The sequence below is a fragment of the Aeromonas sp. s13 genome (genome assembly GCF_040907905.1).
GTDB lineage: Bacteria > Pseudomonadota > Gammaproteobacteria > Enterobacterales > Aeromonadaceae > Aeromonas > Aeromonas veronii.
On sequence record NZ_JBFOCS010000068.1, the window covers coordinates 134,391 to 153,632 of the forward strand.

The following is a 19,242-nucleotide window of genomic DNA, read 5'->3' on the forward strand; positions in this document are numbered from 1 at the left end:
GCCTGCGCCCTGACAAGGAGTTTTCATGAAGAAGAACGTCATCTGCGATATCGACGGTGTCATCCTGCACAACAACGATCTCATCCCCGGTGCCGACCGTTTCGTCCATCGCCTGCTGGAACAGGGCAGCAAGCTCTTGTTCCTCACCAACTACCCGGCCCAGACCCAGAAAGATCTGCAAAACCGCTTCCGCTCCGCAGGTATCGAAGTGCCGGAGGAGTGCTTCTATACCTCCGCCATGGGTACCGCCGACTTTCTCAAACGTCAGGATGGCAAGAAGGCCTATGTGATCGGTGAAGGGGCGCTGACCCACGAGCTCTACAAGGCCGGTTTCACCATCACCGATATCGACCCCGACTTCGTGGTGGTGGGGGAGACCCGCAACTACAACTGGACCATGATGCAACAGGGGGCCAAGTTCGTCGATCAGGGGGCCCGCTTTATCGCCACCAACCCCGACACCCACGGCCCCATGATGCACCCGGCCTGCGGCGCCCTGTGCGCCCCCATCGAGCGGATGACCGGCAAGAAGCCGTTCTATGTCGGCAAGCCGAGCGCCTGGATCATCCGTGCGGCGCTCAACCGGATGGAGGCCCACTCCGACGACACCATCATCATCGGCGACAACCTGCGCACCGACATTCTGGCGGGCTTTCAGGCCGGTCTCGAAACGGTGCTGGTGCTCTCCGGGGTGAGCAAGGTGGCCGATATCGACCGCATGCCGTTTCGGCCGAACCATATTTTCGACTCCGTGGTCGACATCGATATCGTCTAATCACCACCCAAGCGTTAAACAGGGCAGGTCTCTCCTGCCCTTGCAGGATCTGTTATGGAACCCATTCTGATCGCCGTGGCTTTTGGTTGCGGCATGGTAGTCAATCTGATTGGCCTGCCTCCCCTGCTCGGCTTTCTGGCCGCCGGTTTTATCCTCAACGGCATGGGATATGAAAATACCCCCGCCCTGAGCGAGGTGGCCGATCTCGGCGTCACCCTGCTGCTGTTCACCATCGGTCTCAAGCTCAATATCAAGACCCTGATGCGGCGCGATGTGTGGGGCACCACCAGCCTGCACCTGCTGCTCTCCACCCTGCTCTTTACCGTGGTTCTGTTGGTCTGCAAGGGACTGGGGCTTGAACTTGCCCTGTCGCTGGACTGGAAACTGGCGCTGCTGCTGGGCTTTGCCCTCTCCTTCTCCAGCACTGTCTTTGCGGTCAAGGTGCTGGAAGATCGCAGCGACATGAATGCCCTCTACGCCCGCATCGCCATCGGGGTGCTGGTCATGCAAGACGTGTTCGCCGTAGCATTTCTGGCCTTTTCCAGTGGCAAGTGGCCCAGCATCTGGGCGCTCTGGGTGCTGGGACTGCCGCTGCTGCGCCCGCTGCTCTTCAAGCTCTTGGAGCGGGCCGGTCATGGCGAGCTGCAGGTGCTGTTCGGAGTCTTTCTGGCACTGGTGGTCGGGGCTGCCGGTTTTGAAGTGGTCGGCCTCAAGCCGGATCTGGGAGCCCTCATCATCGGCATGCTGCTCGCCTCTCATCCGGCTGCGGCAGGGCTGGCCAAGGCGCTCTTCAACCTCAAAGACCTCTTTCTGGTCTGCTTCTTTCTCACCATCGGCCTCAACGGTCTGCCGACCCACGACACCATGTTGCTGGCACTGGCGCTGGTGCTGGCCCTGCCGCTCAAAAGCGCCCTCTACTATCTGGTCTACAGCGGCGCTCACCTGAGGGTGCGCACCGCCCTGCTCTCGACCTTGGCGCTCACCAACTTCTCGGAGTTTGGCCTGATCGTCGCGGCCATTGCCGCCAAGGCGGGCTGGCTCTCCCACGAGTGGCTGGTGGCGGTCTCGCTAGCGCTGGCGGCGAGCTTTATGATCTCCGCCCCGCTCAATGCCCAGAGCGAGCGAATTTATCACCGCATCGGCCACTGGCTGCGGGGATTGCAGGCGAGCAACCTCCATCCGGAAGACAGACCCATAGAGCTTGGCGATGCGGAGGTGATCATCCTAGGCATGGGGCGGATCGGTCAGGGGGCCTACTTCGAGCTGGAGAACAAATACGGCAACGTCATCCTCGGGGTGGAGAACGACAGCGAGAAGCTGCCCACCCTGCGAGCCCAGGGGATGAACGTCATCGAGGGGGATGCCACCGATACCGACTTCTGGGACAAGGTGCTCCTCTCCAATCAGGTCAATCTGGTGCTGCTGGCGATGCCCCACCACTCGGGGAATCTCTACGCCATCGAGAAGCTGCGCAGCCACGGGTTCAACGGCAAGATCGCCGCCATCGTCCGCTTCGAGGATGATATCGCCTCCTTGCAGGAGCAGGGGGTGGATGCGGTGTTCAACGTCTACAACGAAGCGGGCAGCGGCTTTGCCCGTCATGTGATCCGCCGCTTGCAGCCGCTTTGAGTCGTCGGCCAGCAGCCCTTGGCAAGGGCTCTTGGCAAGGAGGAACGCATCGTTTAAGTTATGCACAACCTCGTTTAATAAAACGAACAAACGCGGGGCCGGGATGGCCCCGCGTTCCTATCTGCCGAAGCCAAGGAGGCACCATGAAGACCCTCAACGACTGGATTTTGCCGGACCGCCACGAGGCGGTCCCAACCCCGCTGATGCCAGCCCCCGAGCGCATTAAAGCGGGCAACCCGGCGCAAACGGTGTGGAACTACTACTCCGACCCAAGCCAGCAGTTTCACGTGGGCTTCTGGGCTTGCGAGCCGGGCCGCTGGGCCATCCACTACACCGAGCACGAGTATTGCCAGCTGCTGGAGGGGGATGTGGTGATCCACGACAGTCAGGGCGGCCAGCTTGCCCTCAAACCCGGCGATCAATTCGTGATTCCGGCAGGCTTTGTCGGCGAGTGGGAGACCCTCACCCCCTGTCGCAAGGTCTATGTGATCTTCGAACCCGCCTCGGCTTGACGTTCACGTCACCCTGCCTCGTTGCAGCACCCCTTATCCTGTTGATCCGCTTGACGCTTACGGCATGATTTTCTGCGGTTTTCCCGCTTGCAAAAGGTTTTTCCGCTAGGCATTGTGTCTGACGAGGAATGTAAATGGAATTTCGAGCCCAAACGTGGGGGGCTCATATAAAAATCAAGAGGATTACCGCCAATGTGTTCAATTTTCGGCATTCTGGATATCAAGTCCGATGCAGTAGCTCTGCGCAAATCGGCGCTGGAGATGTCCAAGCGACTTCGTCACCGCGGGCCTGACTGGTCCGGCGTCTACAGCTCCGACAAAGCCATTCTGGTGCACGAGCGTCTGGCCATCGTCGACCCGGGCAATGGCGCCCAGCCGCTCTACAACCCCGAGCGCACCCATGTGCTGGCGGTCAACGGCGAGATCTACAACCACAAAGAGCTGGAAAAGACCCTCGAGGTCGACTTCCAGTTTCAGACCAAATCCGACTGTGAAGTGCTGCTGGCCCTTTACAAGGAGAAGGGCCCGGCGTTTCTCGACGATCTCAACGGCATCTTTGCCTTCATTCTTTATGACGCCGAACAGGATGCCTACCTGATTGGTCGCGACCACATGGGGATCATCCCCCTCTATACCGGTCGCGACGAGCACGGCAACTTCTATGTCGCCTCCGAGATGAAGGCGCTGGTGCCGGTCTGCAAGAGCGTCGAAACCTTCCCGCCGGGACACTACCTGTGGAGCAAGGATGGCGAGCTCAAACAGTGGTACAAGCGCGACTGGATGGAGTACGCCGCGGTCGAGCATAACGTCAGCGACAAGGCCGAGCTGAAAGCGGCGCTGGAAGCGGCGGTCAAACGCCAGCTGATGTGTGACGTGCCTTATGGCGTGCTGCTCTCCGGCGGGCTGGACTCATCCGTCATCTCCGCCATCACCAAGCTCTATGCGGCGCGCCGCATCGAGGACGATGGCAAGAGCGAAGCTTGGTGGCCACAACTGCACTCCTTCGCCGTAGGGCTGGAAGGGTCGCCGGATCTCGCCGCCGCCCGCAAGGTGGCTGATCACCTCGGTACCATCCACCACCAGATCCACTTCACCGTGCAGGAGGGTCTGGATGCCCTGCGCGACGTCATCTATCACCTCGAGACCTATGACGTCACCACCATCCGTGCCTCTACGCCGATGTATCTGATGGCACGCTACATCAAGGCGATGGGGATCAAGATGGTGCTCTCCGGTGAAGGCTCCGACGAGCTGTTTGGTGGCTACCTCTATTTCCACAAGGCACCCAACGCCCGCGAGTTCCACGAAGAGAACGTGCGCAAGCTCGCCTCTTTGCACCTCTATGACTGCCTGCGCGCCAACAAGTCGATGGCAGCCTGGGGTGTGGAGGGTCGCGTGCCCTTCCTCGACAAGGAGTTCATGGACGTGGCGATGCGCCTGCAGCCCGCCGACAAGATGTGTGGCAAGGGCAAGATCGAGAAGCACATCCTGCGCGAAGCGTTCGAAGATCTGCTGCCCCACGAAGTAGCGTGGCGCCAGAAGGAGCAGTTCTCCGATGGCGTGGGCTATTCGTGGATCGACAGCCTGAAAGCCATGGTGGAACAGGAAGTGACGGATCAGATGTTCGAGGCGGCCGCATTCCGCTTCCCCATCAACACCCCGCTCACCAAGGAGGCCTACTTCTACCGCACCATCTTCGACGAGCACTTCCCGCTGGAAGCCGCCGCCCGTACCGTGCCTTACGGCAAGTCGGTCGCCTGCTCCACCCCCACTGCGCTGGAGTGGGATGCCAAGTTCAAGGAGATGGCCGACCCGTCCGGCCGCGCCGTGATGGACGTGCACCAGCAGGGCTACTAAGCCCGAACGGGTTCACCCGGGCGGATAACGCCAGATAGTAAAAAGCCCTTCACCACGGTGAAGGGCTTTTTCATGTCCCCGCTGCCACGCCCGCCAAACCACATCAGACCACGCAGATAGTTGATTTTTCATAAATATTTAATTTTTTTACCTGCTGACCATTCATTGACAGGGTGTGCTTCGATTGACTATGCCTGAAGGGTGATCAACAGGATCACCACGATGACAACAAGGATCGGGAGGGGGCATGGACGCTAACACTCTATCAAGGATCGCCCTGCTGACAGCACTGCTCGCCAGTCCGTCTGCAATGGCGAATGACAATATCGTGGTACTGCAGCTTGGCAACGCCTTCAGCAATGAAAAGCTCGACATCAACATCGCCGACGCCAAGTTCCACCACATGTTCTGGCGCTGGGGAGACTCAGGCTGTCAATTTGGGCTGGGGGTACGTGCCGGAACGCTCAAGGTAGAAGATGAAGAGACCGCCAGACTGGGCGGCGGCGCCCGTATCGAATGCCAATGGGGTAACTGGGTGACCTGGCTCCCCGGCGAAATGGTCTGGCTCGATCAGTATCAATTTGGAACCCGCGGCCATGGCTACAAGGATTACGGCGGCCCCTTCCAGTTCGCCCTGGGTATCGGCCTCGGCTACGCCATCACCAAAAATTGGCTGATCGGTTATCAGTATGAGCACATGTCCAACGCCTATATGTATGACAAGAACCCGGGGCTGGACAGCCATACCCTCCATATCGAGTACCGTTTTTAGCTGGACGCGCCCCACTGCAAGCAACATAACGCGATGCAAAAAGCCCTTCACAACGGTGAAGGGCTTTTCGTTATTTCATCTCCTGATAACCCGAAGGGGCAGTTACAGATAGAAGATCCCCACGATCAGGGTATGGAAGACAAAACCGACCATCAGGGGCAGCGAGGTACGCTTGATCACCGCAAACGGGGTCAGCTTGGCGCCACTGGAGACCGCAATAATCACCCCGGAGACTGGCGACATGGCGCGTCCCATGTGGGAAGCCTGCTGCATCGGCAAGATCATGGAGGCGGTGTTGACCCCCATGCTGGCGGCGATCTGCGGGATCAGCTCGACAAAGGCGAGGAAGGGCGCATTGCCGGAGCCCATGATGATGGCGGCAACCAGCGTCACCAGTGCAAAAACGATCGCCATGGCAAAGGCGGGCAGCCCCACATGTTCGGCGCCGACGATCAGGATATCGATCACCCCCAGCACCTTGATGCCGTGAGCGAAGATCCCCGCCGCCACCAGCAGCCCCACCACTTTGCTGAACGCTGACCCCATGCCGTTGAGGAAGTGGCTGAAACCGCCGCACACCTGCTTCATGTCACGGGTTCTGGCTGCCTCGACCACCATGCTGATAAACATCGAGATCATCACGATGGTGATGACATTGAGCTTGATGTGATCGACAAACAGGGAAGAGAAGCCCACCGCCATGATGATGGGCAGCATCGGCAAGATGGCATAAAAGCCGGGGACACCGACCTCGTTTGCCGACTCGTCCACCGCAGCGGCCCCCTGATGCTGATGCCCCTCCTGCAGATCGCAACGACGTTGCCAAAATACGTGCATCAAGCCCACCACCAGCACAGTCGCCAGCGCGGCAGGGCCCTGATAGGTGTAGACATATTCGATCACGTTGTGGCCCATGCCCACCGCATCGGTTGCACGGATGGCATCGATAGCAGTCGGGGTATAGGCCACCCCGAGGGAAGTAGCAATCACCCCGGCCGACGAGGCCGCAGAGAGGCCCAGCCCCACCATGATGGGGAACAGGGTCGCCATCAACAGTACCGCCAGACCGGTCGCCGAGGGGATCGCCAGTTGCAGCGCGCTGGCCAGCAGATAGGAGAAAAAGAGCAACACATAGGGAGAGCGCAACCGGCGCAGCGGACGAATCGCAATGCGAACCACCGCATCATTGGCACCGATATGATCCATGTAATGGGCAAAGCCCATCAGCGCCATGATCATCAGCCCCAGATCGGCCGCACGCGAACTGAAGAGATCCCGCATCACCTCAAAAGGATCGAACAGGGCAATCCCGGTGCTCTCGACCCCTTTGGGCAGCACACTCCCCCACCCTGCCAGCTGGCTTGCCACCATCAGCACCAGACCGGCGGCAAACAGCACCGGTTCGGCCCGATAGCCTTTGAGGATCAGTCTGGCCACCAGCACGATGACCAGCACTGAAATAACTACCTGAAACATGACGACTCCTTAGCGACTGAAACGGGTGTGGGTGAGCTTGATTATCTCGATCACCACGGCACTGGCCGCCTCGAGGGAGCTGACCGGCAGGTACTCGTAGATGGAGTGAAAGTTGTGGGCACCGGTGAAGAGGTTCGGGCAAGGCAATCCCTTCTGGGAGAGCACGGCACCATCATAACCACCGCGCATCGGGATGGGGTTTGGGGTGATCCCAAGGGTCTCGTAGGCGGCCAGCGCCAGTTCGATGGGATAGCGGTTCTCCCCCTGCAAGCTGTTGAAGACATTGCTGTAGCGATCGCTCAAGTGGTAACTCACGCTCTGCTCACCCCACAGGGCCTGACAGCTCTTGCCGAGGGTGTCGAGCAGGGTCATTCGTTGCTGATACCCATCCTGAGTGAAGTCGCGCACATCCAGCTTGAGCACAGTTTGGGCGCTGTTGCCCTGCATCTGCTTGACCCAGTAGTAACCCTCGCGCCCCTCGGTATATTCGGGCGCTTCGCCCCCCGGCAGCATGGCGATAAACTTGTGCGCCATCAGCAGCGAGTTCTTCAGCTTGCCCTTGGCCGACATGGGGTGGGCCGAGGCACCGTGAAAGACAAACTCCGCATCCCCCGCATTCCAGTTCTCATAGACCAGCTCGCCAATGCCGCAGCAGTCGAGGGTATAGGCGAAGTCAGCGCCAAAACGTTCGGTATCGAACGCCTTGGCCCCGCGCAATCCCTGCTCCTCGTCAGGTACCAGACCAATTTTGATGGTGCCGTGGGGGATCTCCGGATGTGCCTGCAGATAGGCAACCGCATTGACGATGGCGGCGATGGCCGCCTTGTCATCGGCCCCCAGCAGGCTGGTGCCGTCGGTCACGATGATCCGATCACCGACATAGTTGGCCAGCTCGGGGAACTCGCTCAGACGCAGGGTGATCTGCTGGTCGGCATTGAGGCAGATATCGCCCCCTTCATAGGCCACTACTTGGGCATGGGTATCGTTGGTGTGTTCAGCACTGGTATCGAGATGAGCAAAGAAGGCCACGGTGGGCAGATCCCCCGCCACATTGGCAGGAAGTGTGGCGGTCAGGATGGCGTTATCCGCCACCTCCACGGTCAACCCCAGGGCGATCAGCTCCTCTGCCACCTTGTCAGCCAGCACCCGCTGCCCCGGGGAGGAGGGCATTACCCCGGCGGCGCCCGCTTCACGATTGGTGGTGGTATTGATGGCGGTGTATCCCAAAAATCTGTCGACAATATGCATTGCGGTAGTCCTGTGAGTAGTGACGGATATGATGCCGTGACGAGATCCGGCGGCGCGGTCGCCTTATTCAGAAAGCAGCCGCTTTTTTCTGCAAACAGCCGTCTGATGAAGCGATAACGCCTTGGATTAACGAGAAAAAATGAGATGGATAAAGAGAGTGCCCATCACAGTCGAATCAATGGGTAGTGATAAATAACACAGAAAGACCGCATAAAAGCTCTCAGATAACCAAAAGTGGGTAGCTGATCACGTAACCGATATGCTGAAAGGCGAAATAAAAACCTGAATGAAAGTCTCTGCTTTCGTATCGGGTAGCGAAATCCACTACCCGGGCCAGACACATTGGCGGGATGTCATAAAGGAAAAATGCCAGAGCACAGGCTCCGGCATCGATAGTGGGAAAGTGATCAGAGAAACCGATCTGCCCGGCGACCGCTCAGGCTGACCGTCGATCCCCCTCGTTGGCATGATGAGTGCGTCGCGGTTAATCCTTCTTCGCCTTGTTGGCGAAGAAGATATCGGCCTGAATATCCTGGGTGCGCACCGTGAAGATCTGGTTGGTCAGATCCTCGGTCAGCGTTTCGGCCTCCTGCATCACCCGCAGATTGAAGTCGTTGAGCATGCTGTTGGCGGCGGCCTTGTCGGTTTTGACCGTTTTCAGATAGCTGGCTTCCATCTCTTTCTGCTCTTTGGCGATCTTCGCCTCCCAGCTCTGGTACGCCTGCTTCACCATGGGGGCCAATTTTGGGTAGTCGGTCATTACCAGGGTCTGCAGCTTGCGATATTTCCAGTAGATGGAGTCGCTGTCGGCCTTGTCGCTACCTATGGCATAGTGCGCCGGATAGGCTTCCAGACCGCTGTAGTAGGGAACGAAGGCCGTCAAGTCCGCCATGCCTAGGCCCACATAGGTCACCTCCCCCACCTCGCGCGGCATCCAGGGGCGTACCTGCATCACGTGGGACTCGTAGGTGCGGAACACACTGACAGGGCGCCACGGCTCCTGACCGTTCAACCCCTTGCTGTAGGGATCGTGCTCGGTGCCGTCATAGTGATTGCGCAGCACCGCCTTGACCTCCTCCAGCGTCATCTTCTTCTCGGGGGAGAGGGTGACCGGGAACTGGCGACCGGCATCCACCGCCTGCTTGAGCGAGGGGTTGAACATCTGCTGGATAGTCCAGACTCGCGGATCGTTATAGGTGCGGTCCCGCTCGTCATCGCGGGTATAGGCTTTCGAGAAGTTGAAAACCCCATCCTTTTGCGGATGGTAGAGCCCCTTCTCGGTGGCAAACTCAATCAGATTCTTCGATCCCATCATGTCGGCACTGGCTGGATCGTACTGCTGCAGGCGGCCCTGATTGCCGGTAGCGAAATAGTGATTTTTCGGCAGACGCTGCGCCATCCAGTGATGGCCGGTGGCAGTCTCCAGATACCAGAGCTCGTTATCATCCACCACGGCGACACCAAATCCCTCTCCCGCGCCTATGGTCTCGATGATGTTGCCAAGCAAGGCGATCGCCTCATGGGCCGATGTGGACCGGGAGAGCAACACATCGGGAATGTCGTCTTCGGTAATCCCCTTATCTTCCACATAGGGGTCAAAGGCGAGCGCTTCGGCTGAGGCAAAAATGGACTCGGTGCCGCTCACCCCGACTCCCTTCTCGTTGAACCCGGTGGCGCCGTGCAGCTGGGTCTTCCAGTTCGGTACCGTGGTATAGCGCAGGGAGTTTTTCGGCAAGGGATAGCTGAAATCATTGGCGCCGTTGTGGGCCTTGGAGCTGTGCATACCGCTCTGCCCCTGCTTGGCCGGATGGATCACGAAATACTGGGCTTTCAGGGCATCGCTGTCGGCGCTGCGGGCCACCATCATGGAGCCATCGGCGCTGGCTTCACTGCCGACCAGCAAGGTGGTACAGGCGAACGCCGACGAGAAGAGAGCAAGGTTGATGGAGAGTGCGACGACGCACTTTTTGAAGAAATGCATGAGATCTCCTTGTTGCATAGAGTGGTTGCAAATAAGCGGTGGCGCGCCAGTCAACCTGCCGCTGTCACAAGGGATCTGCGCGGTGACACGGGCCGGACAGTGCGGGCCATCAAACCGTAAACACGAAAAAGAGCAGTGCGGATAAACCGTGGAAACCAGGGAGGTACCCAAGGCCACCTGATAGGCGACCTGTGCGCATTTCTGCTTTCCGCTGGCGTGGCGATACTAGGCCCAATCCACTGACTTGAGTGTGACTGACAGCCCAAAACACCAACAACAAAGACTCAGTCGATGCAAAATATTGATAAGTGTGACAAGTGCAGGATCTATGGCGACATTCAGCCGTCAACACGAGGCACGCAAGGCGCATACAGAAGGGAAATAAAGAGATGAGGATATATAACGCGCGGGATGGCGTGTTGATGCCATCCCGCGATTCAAGTCAGTAGGTCACTGCGCGTCCGGCTGGTTGGCGGGGGCGGCTTTGATAAAGGCTTGCAACTGTTCGCAGTTGGCGACGATGCGGCGGATGGTGGGGTAATCGTCCAGGGTCATGTCGTAGCGGCGGGCGTTGTAGACTTGGGGCACCAGCATGCAGTCAGCCAGGGTCACTTCGTTGCCAACACAGTAGACACCGGCGGTGGTCATCAACAGCTGTTCGAGGGCGGTGAAGGTCTCGTCAATCCAGTGGCGATACCAGCGGGCCTCCTGCTCGTTGTTGGCCCTGAAGTGCTCTTCCAGATAGTTGAGCACCCGCAGATTGTTGAGCGGGTGAATATCGCAGGCGATCATATTGACGATCTGGCGCACTCGGGCCCGCGCGTCGGGGGAAGAGGGCATCAGAGAATAGGCGGGATAGGTCTCGTCAAGGTACTCCATGATGGCGACCGACTGACCGATCTGCACATCGCCATCCACCAGAAACGGCACCAGCCCTTGGGGGTTGATCCGGCGATAGGCCTTCTCGCTCTGCTCGCCTTGCCGCAAATTGATGGGATGCTGCTCGTAGGCGAGCCCCTTGAGCTGCAACACGATCCGCACTCGAAAACTTGCCGACGAACGCCAATAGCCAAACAACTGCAACATAATCTGTCCCTGCATCTTATCTGGGCCCGAAGCCCGGCAGGTGCTCACCACCTGCCTCCTTGTGTATCCGGCACCGGTTGAGGGCTCGTCGTGATCCGGACATATCCCGAATAGGTTTGCCGCCAACCGGCGCTGGCCATCAACCTCCCTGACCGCTCGCTGGCACCACCTGTTGAGAGATGGTGCCAAACAGGTTTTGGCCAGAGCGATCCTCCATCGCGATCGACACTCTATCACCAAACTGCAAATAGGGGGTTATAGCTTGATCACAATCAAGAATTTCCAGCATGCGGCGCTCGGCGATGCAGGATGAACCGGCGCTGCGATCGTAGTTGGAGACGGTGCCCGAGCCGATGATGCAGCCAGCGCCAAGGGGACGGGTCTTGGCGGCATGGGCAATCAACTCGAAGAAGCTGAAGGTCATGTCCACCCCGGCATCAGGTGCGCCAAACAGGGCGCCATTCAGATGGGTGTGCAGGGGCAGCAGCACCTTGCCATCGCGCCAGTCATCGCCGAGTTCGTCCGGGGTGATGGCCACCGGCGAGAAAGCGCTAGACGGTTTGGACTGGAAGAAACCAAAGCCCTTGGCCAGCTCCGCCGGAATGAGGTTACGCAGGCTCACGTCGTTGACCAGCATCAACAGTTTGACGTGACTGGCGGCCCCCTGCGGGCTTACCCCCATAGGCACATCATCGGTGATGATGGCGACTTCCGACTCGAAATCGATCCCCCACTCCTCCGATCCCATCACGATGGGGCCACGGGGTGCCAAAAAGCTGTCGGAGCCTCCCTGATACATCAGCGGATCGTGCCAGAAGCTTTCCGGCATCTCGGCGCCGCGTGCCTTGCGCACTAGCTCCACATGGTTGACGTAGGCGCTGCCATCGGCCCACTGATAGGCACGCGGCAGCGGAGAGAGGCAAGACGCTTCATCAAAGGGGAACGCCTCTACCGCACGGCCCTCGTTAAGCTGCTGATAGACAGCCTCCAGCCTGGGGGCAACCTCGGCCCACTCATCGAGGGCGGCCTGCAAAGTCGGGGCAATCTCGCTCACCCGCACCGCACGGGTCAGATCCCTGCTCACAACCACCAAAGCGCCATCGCGCTTGCCATTGTTCAATGTTGCCAATTTCATAAGCGATTCCTTATTTGCCGGCAGCAGCGTCCGGTCGCTGCCAGCTGGAGACATACCGGGTGTTCTCGATCCCTTCGCACAGACTGCCAACGTTCAGCGCATCGCGGGTATCGAGCATCACCGCCACCTCGTCGGTGAACTTCTTGGCATAGGCCTGCCCTGCCGCAAACGCCTTGGGATGGGGGCCGTGGGTGAAACCGGCAGGATGGAAGGTGACCATGCCCCGCTCGATATTGTCCCGGCTAAAGAAGTCCCCGGCGTGGTAGAAGAGCACCTCGTCGTAATCGTCATTGCTGTGATAGAAGGGCACCTTGAGGGCGCCGGGATCGCTCTCGATGGGGCGCGGCACGAAGGTACAGATCACGAAGCGGCTCGCCACAAAGGTCGAATGAGCCGACGGCGGCAGATGGTAGCGATGGCTCATCAGCGGGCGGATATCCCGCCAGTTGAGGCGCACCACGCACAAATCCCCGTGCCACCCTTGTGCATCCAGCGGGTTGAAGGGCCAAGTGATGACCGATACCTGATCGTGGCGCTTCACCTGCAGCGACCAGGGATTCTCATCCTGCTGGGCCAAAAAGCGCTCGTTGATGGCGGGCACATCCAGCGCCGCTGGGTCGAAGATGGCGTGATTGCCCACCAGCCCCTTATCCGGCAGCTGGTAGCTGTCGTTGGTCGCCTCGATCATCAGGATGAACAGGGGCGCCGTCGGCTCAATGCGCCACATGGTGCCACGGGGGATCACCACATAGTCGCCGTCCCGCAGAGTCAGATGGCCGTAATCGCAGAAGAACTCGCCACTCCCCTCGTGGATAAACAGCAGCTCGTCGCCGTCGGCGTTACGCACCAGAAACGGCATCGCCTCGGAGAGCCGCCAGATGCGATAGCGGCAGTGGGGGTTACTGAGAATGTCGGGAGCCACCCAGGGAGAGAGCGAGCTTACCTCCTCTTGCAGAGCATTCAAGTCAAACAGCCGTGGCCGCAGCGGCCCCTCCCAACTGCTCCAGTCGGTGGGGGCATGCTTGTGGTGCATGTGGGTGGCGGGGCCGAAAAAGCCGCTGCGCCCCAGCTCGCGCTCATAGATGGCCTGTTCCGGCAGGTCGGCATGGGCCTGCCGGGAGTGGGTTCCCTCCCGATGGGGGAAGTTAATCCAGTTACGCATCGCTCGCTCCCTCTTTGCGGGCACCCTTCTCATCCTCGCCGCCATCCAGCACGCCGCGGCGGATCTGGTCCAGCTCGATCGATTCAAACAGCGCCTTGAAATTGCCCTCGCCAAACCCTTCGTTGCCCTTGCGCTGGATGATCTCGAAGAAGACCGGGCCAATCACGGTGTCGGTGAAGATCTGCAGCAGGATGCCATCCTTGGTTGGGGAGCCGTCGATGAGGATGCGCAGCTCTTTGAGGGCAGACAGATCCTCCTGATGCCCCTCGACCCGACTGTTCACCTTCTCGTAGTAGGTATCCGGGGTCGGCATAAAGCCGGTACCGCGGCTGCGCAGGGTGCGAATGGTGTGGTAGATGTCGGCCGAGGAGAGTGCGATATGCTGGATCCCCTCCCCCTTGTACTGGCGCAGGTACTCCTCGATCTGGGACTTGTCATCCGCCGACTCGTTGATGGGGATGCGGATCTTGCCGCAGGGGGCGGTCATGGCGCGCGAATGCAGCCCGGTCAACTTGCCCTCGATATCGAAGTAGCGAATTTCACGGAAGTTGCCGATCCGCTCGTAGAAGTTGGACCAGACATCCATATTGCCGCGATGCACGTTGTGGGTCAGGTGATCGATCTCGATAAGACCGGCATCCACCTCCGCCATCCGGGCCTGCCAGTCGGGGTAGAAGACAAAATCCACATCGTAGATGGAGCCCTTGTCGCCATAGCGGTCAACGAAAGAGAGAGTGCTCTCGCCGATACCGTAGATGGCGGGAATATTGAGCTCCATGGGGCCAATCTTGCCGACAAAGGGCTTGGCCCCCTTGGCGATGGCGAACTGCTGTGCCTTGCCCGCATCGCTCACCCGAAATGCCATGCCGCAAACGCTCGGCCCGTGCAGGCTGGCAAACTGCTCCGCCTGGGAGTGAGGCTCGGCATTGACCACAAAGTTGATATCCCCCTGCCGGTAGAGCCAACACTGCTTGTGTTTGTGCTTGGCGACCTCGGCAAACCCAAGCGAAACGAACAGGCTCTTGAGGGCAGCAATCCCTTTGGCATCGGGGGCCGTGTACTCGACAAACTCGAAACCGTCAGTGCCTAACGGATTGATGGTGTGGGTGGCGGAAGAGGTGGCATTCATGGGGCGCTCCTTGCTCTTGATTCGGTTAAAACGGATTGCAGCACCCAGCGGCGCGGCAAGTGTTAACAACTTGTTTCATTAGAAGCAGGGCGTAGCAGGAAGAGAAGAGGCGGGTTGCAGATAGTTTTTCGCAACTGGCAGCAAAAGATGTAAATGGATTGTGACATTCAAGCCACAGCCTTGCGGATCAAACGGTAATGACCCGCAGGGCTGTCAGCTTTGCATTACAGTTGCCAGTTTTTGATCATCAGATGGGGCAAGCAGGCCCGGGCCTTTTGCAGTCGCGTGGGCGTCGGATTGATCAACCACGCCTCTTTCCCCAACCCCAGCAGCGGCAGATCGTGCAGGCTGTCGCTAAGCGCCAGCTCGGCATCGAGGGCGCAAATCTCCGGCAGCAGCTTGTGCTGGCCGTGGCAATAGAAGCGCGGCATCAGGCCGCCAAAACGGTAGTGCATCTGCGAGCCAATGATCCGGTGGGGCAACTGGCCGGGCAGTTGCTGATAGAGCTGGGCTCGCACCAGCGCGCAGGGACTGGCGGAGATCACCCAGCAGCGCGCCCCCTCGCTTTGCAGCAATTCGCGAGCCTGACGATACAGCCCCGATCTGGTGCGGCAATAGGCACGCACCAGCTTGCGCCAGTCCAAAGGGGAAAGCCCCAACGTGATGGCCCACCAGATAAGGGAGATACCGCGCCGCCGCTGGCTGGGAAGAAGATAGACCAAGCCACCCAGCGCAATCACTGGCAACAGCAGCAGCGGCCAGATCCGGCGGCGCAGGATATAGCGCAGCAGACCGGCGTGGCTGTCGCCTGGAGCCAGGGTGTCGTCAAAGTCGGCCAAGATCCAGCGCGGAGTGCTCCCGTCAGTATCACACTCTTTCGCTGAATGGATAATGGCGTCAGGCGCTGGGCGCATCAGCATCAGGGCGCAAGGGCTGCGATGGCTGCCGTGAGCTCGGGGGTGACAAATTCACTCCCCACATCGGGCGGGCAGACAAAATCGAACGGCTCGCCCGCCAGGGTAAAACTCAGTCGCCAGGCGTGCAGATAGCCGCGATCGGAGGGCGTACCGCCATAGCGCTCATCCCCGAGAATGGGGGCGCCGATACTTTTGAGGGCAACCCGGATCTGGTGGGTTTTGCCGGTCTGGGGCTTGATACGATAGAGCCGCAGCCCCTCGCGCACCGACACCGAATCAAACCAGCTGATGGCGGGGTTATCCAGCGTGCGCGCCAGCATCCAGTTGCCGCCGCGCCCCTTTTGCATATCCCCTTTCACCCAGCCCTGCTTCTTCTTCGGTTTGCGATCGGAGAGCGCCAGATACTGCTTGCTCACCTCACGGGCCGCAAAAGCCATGCTCAGCTCACGGTTCGCCTCCGTGGTGCGGGCCAGCAGCACCAAGCCGGATGTCATCTTGTCGAGCCGGTGCACCGGATAGAGGGTGAGCCCTGTATCGGCCTTCACGCGATTGACCAGCCCCGGAATGACCGACTCCCCGTCGCCCTTCTCGTCGTGCATGCCTATGCCGGGCTGCTTGTCGATAACCAGGAAAGCGGGATGCTCAAACAATATCCGGTACATAAAACCTCGGGACTCGGGAACTGGGGGATTAGGCATGCAGCCAACAGCTGGCAGCGCTCGGGAGTGCTGCATTCTCCCTGCTCGGCCGCCATTTGGCAAACCGGGCGGGCAGAGGATGAAAATAAAAAATGACCCCGCCTTCAACAGGCGGAGCCATTTTCGCTCATCTTGGCAGATCACACCTTACACATTGCGCGGGCGCAGGTGGGCGTGCCAGCGCGCTTCCCACTTTTTGAACAGCCAGACGATGACAAAGGTGAGCAGCATATAGAGCAGCCCTGCGGTCAAAAACGCCTCGAACGGACTGTAGTAGCGAGAGTTGATGATCCGCGCCGCGCCGGTCAGATCGACGATGGTGATGATGCCCGCCACCGCCGAACCCTGCAGCATGAAGATCACCTCGTTGCTGTAAGCCGGCAGTGCCCGACGAAACGAGTTGGGCAAAATGATCCGGGTCAGGGTCTGCCAGCGGGTCATGCCAAAGGCGTTGGCAGCCTCAATCTGGCCGCGCGGCATATTGTGTACCGCCCCGCGCACGATCTCGGCGGTATAGGCGGCGGTATTGAGGGTGAAGGCCAGCAGCGCACAGAACCAGGCTTCGGAGAAGAGCGACCAGGCGGCACTGTTCTTCAGCCACTCCCACTGGGCGGCGCCGTAGTAGATGATAAAGAGCTGCACCAGCAGCGGGGTGCCGCGAAAGAAGTAGATATAGGCCCAGATTGGCCCCTTGATCAGCCAGTTGCGGCTATTGCGCAGGATGCCCATGGGCACCGCCAGCATCAACCCAAGGATCAGAGAGAGGGCCACCAGCCAGACGGTGGTATAGAGCCCCTCCCAGTAGGTGGGCCACTCTTTGAGAATGATTGAGAAATCCATGGCTTACCTCGTCTTGATGGCGTAATGACGCTCGGCCCACTTGAGCGCCGAGGTGGAGACTGCGGTGAAGATCAGGAAGATCAACGCCACCGCCATGTAGAAGGTGAAGGGTTGCTGGGTCGAGCCCGCCGCCAGCGAGGCTTTGCGCACCATGTCATCAAGGCCGATGATGGAGACCAGCGCGGTGGTTTTCAGCAGCACCAGCCAGTTGTTGCCAAACCCGGGCAGAGCGTGGCGCATCATCTGGGGGAAGAGGATCCGCACAAACACCTGGGTAGCCCGCATGCCAAAAGCCCGTGCGGCCTCCAGCTCACCTTTGTCCACCGCCAGAATGGCGCCGCGAAAGGTCTCGGTCATGTAGGCGCCGAAGATAAAACCGATGGTCGCGACACCGGCCACAAAGGGGCTGATGTCGATATAGTCCGGAAGCAGGGAGACCCACTCCTGATTGGGATTGCTCTCCAGTAACCAGCTGTTGTAAGTCTCGTTGACCCAGGTGCAGATGCCGTTAATCAGCACCTGGCCGCCAAAGAAGAGCAGCATCATCAGCACCAGATCGGGGATACCGCGAATAATGGTGGTGTAGCCGGTGGCGATGGCCCGGGCCCACTTGTAGGGAGAGAGTTTGGCCAGCGCCCCCAGCATCCCCAGCAGCAACGCCAGCAGCAGGGAGGCCAGCGCCACTTCCAGGGTGACCCAGGCGCCCTCCAGCAGCGAGGCTTCGTATCCTTTCAAATCAAACATATGCAGCTCCATCGCCACTGAATCTTCACGCACCTGCTAACCAGAAGGCTCCATAGCAGTTCGAATGAAATATGTGCAGCTCCATTGCAATCAATGCGGGCCCGTAAACTCCCTCAGGGAGGTGACGGGCCCGATGACTACTGACGGGATCAACCTGTCGTTACTTGCCGTAGACGTCTTTGGACTTACTCGCCGTAAACGTCTCTTTGTTTTACTCGCCGTAAACGTCGAACTCGAAGTACTTGTCGTTGATTTCCTTGTACTTGCCGTTGGCACGCAGCGCCAGAATGGCGGCGTTGAATTTCTCTTTCAGATCCTTGTCAGCCTTGCGCACCGCAATACCGGCACCCTCGCCAAACCACTTGGGATCGGTCAGTTTCGGGCCGACGAATTCGAAGGCATCACCCCCCTCTTTCTTCAGCAGACCGTCGGTGATGGCGGCAGAGTCGGCCAGCACATAGTCCACACGACCGGATTTCAGATCGAGATAGGCTTCATCGGCGGTGCCGTAACGCTTGATGGTGGCATTGGGGAAGTTGTCGGTAATAAAGGTATCCATGGAGGTCGCACGCTGCACCGCGACGGACTTGCCTTCCATAAAGGCTTTGTCGAGCTGCACATCAGTGCCCTTCTTGGCGGCAAAGCGGGCCGGAATGTGCTGGTACTTCTGGGTGAAGTCCACCTTCTTCTTGCGCTCTTCGGTGATGTCCATAGTGGCGATGATGGCGTCAAACTTGCGTGACAGCAGCGCCGGAATGATGCCGTCCCAGTCCTGCTTGACCAGGGTGCACTTCACTTTCATCTCTTCGCACAGGGCGTTGGCAATGTCGATATCAAAACCTTTCACCTCGCCACTGGGCTCGGTCCAGGAGAAGGGGGGATAGGCACCCTCAACCCCGATCCGGACCTCTTTCCACTCCTTGGCCATCAGGCTACCGGACGCGAGGGCAGTAACTACGGCTGTCGCCAGCATCAGCTTGTTCATGTATCTCTCCTTGATAAAACAGTTGATTGGGTAACCAGGCATCCCGCCATCAGTAGATGGAGGAGATGAATTGCTTGAACCGCTCGGATTTGGGATGGGCGAAAATCTCCTTGGGGTTGCCCTCCTCTTCCACCCGCCCCTGATGCAGAAACATCACCTTGTTCGATACATCCCGGGCAAACGACATCTCGTGGGTCACCACCAGCATGGTGCGCCCCTCTTCGGCCAGCTCGCGCATCAGGCCGAGCACCTCCCCCACCAGCTCGGGATCCAGCGCCGAGGTGGGTTCGTCAAAC

The 19,242-nt window shown here is 59.3% G+C and carries 17 protein-coding genes and 1 pseudogene; 5 read left to right on the forward strand and 13 right to left on the reverse strand.

The window, feature by feature from the left end; translation table 11 throughout:
* Nucleotides 1-25 precede the first annotated feature (25 nt).
* From AB5Y82_RS14010 to AB5Y82_RS14030, 5 genes are all read left to right on the forward strand, one after another.
* A complete protein-coding gene (locus AB5Y82_RS14010) occupies nucleotides 26-775 on the forward strand; it encodes an HAD-IIA family hydrolase (protein WP_005337281.1) in 750 nt (249 codons plus the stop codon).
* Between the two features lie 54 nt (nucleotides 776-829).
* On the forward strand, nucleotides 830-2,404 hold the full coding sequence (locus tag AB5Y82_RS14015) for a cation:proton antiporter family protein (protein WP_069555033.1): 1,575 nt from the start codon (nucleotides 830-832) through the stop codon (nucleotides 2,402-2,404).
* Nucleotides 2,405-2,547: 143 nt separating this feature from the next.
* On the forward strand, nucleotides 2,548-2,916 hold the full coding sequence (locus AB5Y82_RS14020) for a cupin domain-containing protein (RefSeq protein WP_368174135.1): 369 nt from the start codon (nucleotides 2,548-2,550) through the stop codon (nucleotides 2,914-2,916).
* Between the two features lie 192 nt (nucleotides 2,917-3,108).
* Nucleotides 3,109-4,773 (forward strand): asparagine synthase B, encoded by a 1,665-nt coding sequence (gene asnB / locus AB5Y82_RS14025; protein ID WP_368174136.1) that lies wholly within the window; start codon nucleotides 3,109-3,111, stop codon nucleotides 4,771-4,773.
* A 247-nt stretch (nucleotides 4,774-5,020) separates the two neighbouring features.
* The gene (locus tag AB5Y82_RS14030) at nucleotides 5,021-5,545 is read left to right on the forward strand and encodes an acyloxyacyl hydrolase (protein WP_368174137.1); all 525 of its coding nucleotides are present in this window, start codon (nucleotides 5,021-5,023) and stop codon (nucleotides 5,543-5,545) included.
* Between the two features lie 102 nt (nucleotides 5,546-5,647).
* On the opposite strand, the gene dcuC is transcribed toward AB5Y82_RS14030, so the two are convergent.
* From dcuC to AB5Y82_RS14095, 13 genes and pseudogenes are all read right to left on the reverse strand, one after another.
* The gene (gene dcuC / locus AB5Y82_RS14035) at nucleotides 5,648-7,021 is read right to left on the reverse strand and encodes a C4-dicarboxylate transporter DcuC (RefSeq protein WP_111900578.1); all 1,374 of its coding nucleotides are present in this window, start codon (nucleotides 7,019-7,021) and stop codon (nucleotides 5,648-5,650) included.
* A gap of 9 nt (nucleotides 7,022-7,030) precedes the next feature.
* Nucleotides 7,031-8,269: a peptidase T gene (gene pepT, locus AB5Y82_RS14040; RefSeq protein ID WP_111900579.1), complete on the reverse strand. Its 1,239-nt coding sequence runs from the start codon at nucleotides 8,267-8,269 to the stop codon at nucleotides 7,031-7,033.
* Nucleotides 8,270-8,753: 484 nt separating this feature from the next.
* Entirely contained in the window at nucleotides 8,754-10,250 is a 1,497-nt protein-coding gene (locus AB5Y82_RS14045) for a C69 family dipeptidase (protein ID WP_159143554.1), read from the reverse strand.
* 450 nt (nucleotides 10,251-10,700) lie between these two features.
* Nucleotides 10,701-11,336 (reverse strand): maleylacetoacetate isomerase, encoded by a 636-nt coding sequence (maiA, locus tag AB5Y82_RS14050; RefSeq protein ID WP_005361400.1) that lies wholly within the window; start codon nucleotides 11,334-11,336, stop codon nucleotides 10,701-10,703.
* A gap of 139 nt (nucleotides 11,337-11,475) precedes the next feature.
* Complete coding sequence (locus AB5Y82_RS14055) at nucleotides 11,476-12,471, reverse strand: fumarylacetoacetate hydrolase family protein (RefSeq protein ID WP_159143553.1); 996 nt, start codon at nucleotides 12,469-12,471, stop codon at nucleotides 11,476-11,478.
* Nucleotides 12,472-12,481: 10 nt separating this feature from the next.
* A complete protein-coding gene (locus tag AB5Y82_RS14060; RefSeq protein WP_110302312.1) occupies nucleotides 12,482-13,633 on the reverse strand; it encodes a homogentisate 1,2-dioxygenase in 1,152 nt (383 codons plus the stop codon).
* Nucleotides 13,626-14,762, reverse strand: a complete 1,137-nt coding sequence (hppD, locus tag AB5Y82_RS14065; protein ID WP_111900581.1) for a 4-hydroxyphenylpyruvate dioxygenase — start codon at nucleotides 14,760-14,762, stop codon at nucleotides 13,626-13,628. The genes AB5Y82_RS14060 and hppD overlap by 8 nt, the downstream gene beginning before the upstream one ends.
* A gap of 224 nt (nucleotides 14,763-14,986) precedes the next feature.
* Nucleotides 14,987-15,682 carry an HAD family hydrolase gene (locus AB5Y82_RS14070; protein ID WP_252412391.1) on the reverse strand — a complete coding sequence of 232 codons (696 nt, stop codon included), beginning with the start codon at nucleotides 15,680-15,682 and terminating at the stop codon, nucleotides 14,987-14,989.
* Nucleotides 15,682-16,341 carry a TIGR01621 family pseudouridine synthase gene (locus tag AB5Y82_RS14075; RefSeq protein WP_368174138.1) on the reverse strand — a complete coding sequence of 220 codons (660 nt, stop codon included), beginning with the start codon at nucleotides 16,339-16,341 and terminating at the stop codon, nucleotides 15,682-15,684. The genes AB5Y82_RS14070 and AB5Y82_RS14075 overlap by 1 nt, the downstream gene beginning before the upstream one ends.
* Nucleotides 16,342-16,524: 183 nt before the next feature.
* Nucleotides 16,525-17,217 carry an ABC transporter permease gene (locus AB5Y82_RS14080; RefSeq protein ID WP_005337302.1) on the reverse strand — a complete coding sequence of 231 codons (693 nt, stop codon included), beginning with the start codon at nucleotides 17,215-17,217 and terminating at the stop codon, nucleotides 16,525-16,527.
* 3 nt (nucleotides 17,218-17,220) lie between these two features.
* Nucleotides 17,221-17,961, reverse strand: a complete 741-nt coding sequence (locus tag AB5Y82_RS14085) for an ABC transporter permease (RefSeq protein WP_005352911.1) — start codon at nucleotides 17,959-17,961, stop codon at nucleotides 17,221-17,223.
* A 211-nt stretch (nucleotides 17,962-18,172) separates the two neighbouring features.
* The gene (locus tag AB5Y82_RS14090; protein ID WP_005337307.1) at nucleotides 18,173-18,946 is read right to left on the reverse strand and encodes an ABC transporter substrate-binding protein; all 774 of its coding nucleotides are present in this window, start codon (nucleotides 18,944-18,946) and stop codon (nucleotides 18,173-18,175) included.
* A 49-nt stretch (nucleotides 18,947-18,995) separates the two neighbouring features.
* Nucleotides 18,996-19,242, reverse strand: a pseudogene (locus tag AB5Y82_RS14095) (histidine/lysine/arginine/ornithine ABC transporter ATP-binding protein); the annotation flags it as partial.

Coding starts and splice junctions, on each gene's coding strand:
- AB5Y82_RS14010 (WP_005337281.1), top strand. CDS start 26: ATGAAGAAGAACGTCATCTGCGATATCGACGGTGTCATCCTGCACAAC.
- AB5Y82_RS14015 (WP_069555033.1), top strand. CDS start 830: ATGGAACCCATTCTGATCGCCGTGGCTTTTGGTTGCGGCATGGTAGTC.
- AB5Y82_RS14020 (WP_368174135.1), top strand. CDS start 2,548: ATGAAGACCCTCAACGACTGGATTTTGCCGGACCGCCACGAGGCGGTC.
- asnB (WP_368174136.1), top strand. CDS start 3,109: ATGTGTTCAATTTTCGGCATTCTGGATATCAAGTCCGATGCAGTAGCT.
- AB5Y82_RS14030 (WP_368174137.1), top strand. CDS start 5,021: ATGGACGCTAACACTCTATCAAGGATCGCCCTGCTGACAGCACTGCTC.
- dcuC (WP_111900578.1), bottom strand. CDS start 7,021: ATGTTTCAGGTAGTTATTTCAGTGCTGGTCATCGTGCTGGTGGCCAGA.
- pepT (WP_111900579.1), bottom strand. CDS start 8,269: ATGCATATTGTCGACAGATTTTTGGGATACACCGCCATCAATACCACC.
- AB5Y82_RS14045 (WP_159143554.1), bottom strand. CDS start 10,250: ATGCATTTCTTCAAAAAGTGCGTCGTCGCACTCTCCATCAACCTTGCT.
- maiA (WP_005361400.1), bottom strand. CDS start 11,336: ATGTTGCAGTTGTTTGGCTATTGGCGTTCGTCGGCAAGTTTTCGAGTG.
- AB5Y82_RS14055 (WP_159143553.1), bottom strand. CDS start 12,471: ATGAAATTGGCAACATTGAACAATGGCAAGCGCGATGGCGCTTTGGTG.
- AB5Y82_RS14060 (WP_110302312.1), bottom strand. CDS start 13,633: ATGCGTAACTGGATTAACTTCCCCCATCGGGAGGGAACCCACTCCCGG.
- hppD (WP_111900581.1), bottom strand. CDS start 14,762: ATGAATGCCACCTCTTCCGCCACCCACACCATCAATCCGTTAGGCACT.
- AB5Y82_RS14070 (WP_252412391.1), bottom strand. CDS start 15,682: ATGCTGATGCGCCCAGCGCCTGACGCCATTATCCATTCAGCGAAAGAG.
- AB5Y82_RS14075 (WP_368174138.1), bottom strand. CDS start 16,341: ATGTACCGGATATTGTTTGAGCATCCCGCTTTCCTGGTTATCGACAAG.
- AB5Y82_RS14080 (WP_005337302.1), bottom strand. CDS start 17,217: ATGGATTTCTCAATCATTCTCAAAGAGTGGCCCACCTACTGGGAGGGG.
- AB5Y82_RS14085 (WP_005352911.1), bottom strand. CDS start 17,961: ATGTTTGATTTGAAAGGATACGAAGCCTCGCTGCTGGAGGGCGCCTGG.
- AB5Y82_RS14090 (WP_005337307.1), bottom strand. CDS start 18,946: ATGAACAAGCTGATGCTGGCGACAGCCGTAGTTACTGCCCTCGCGTCC.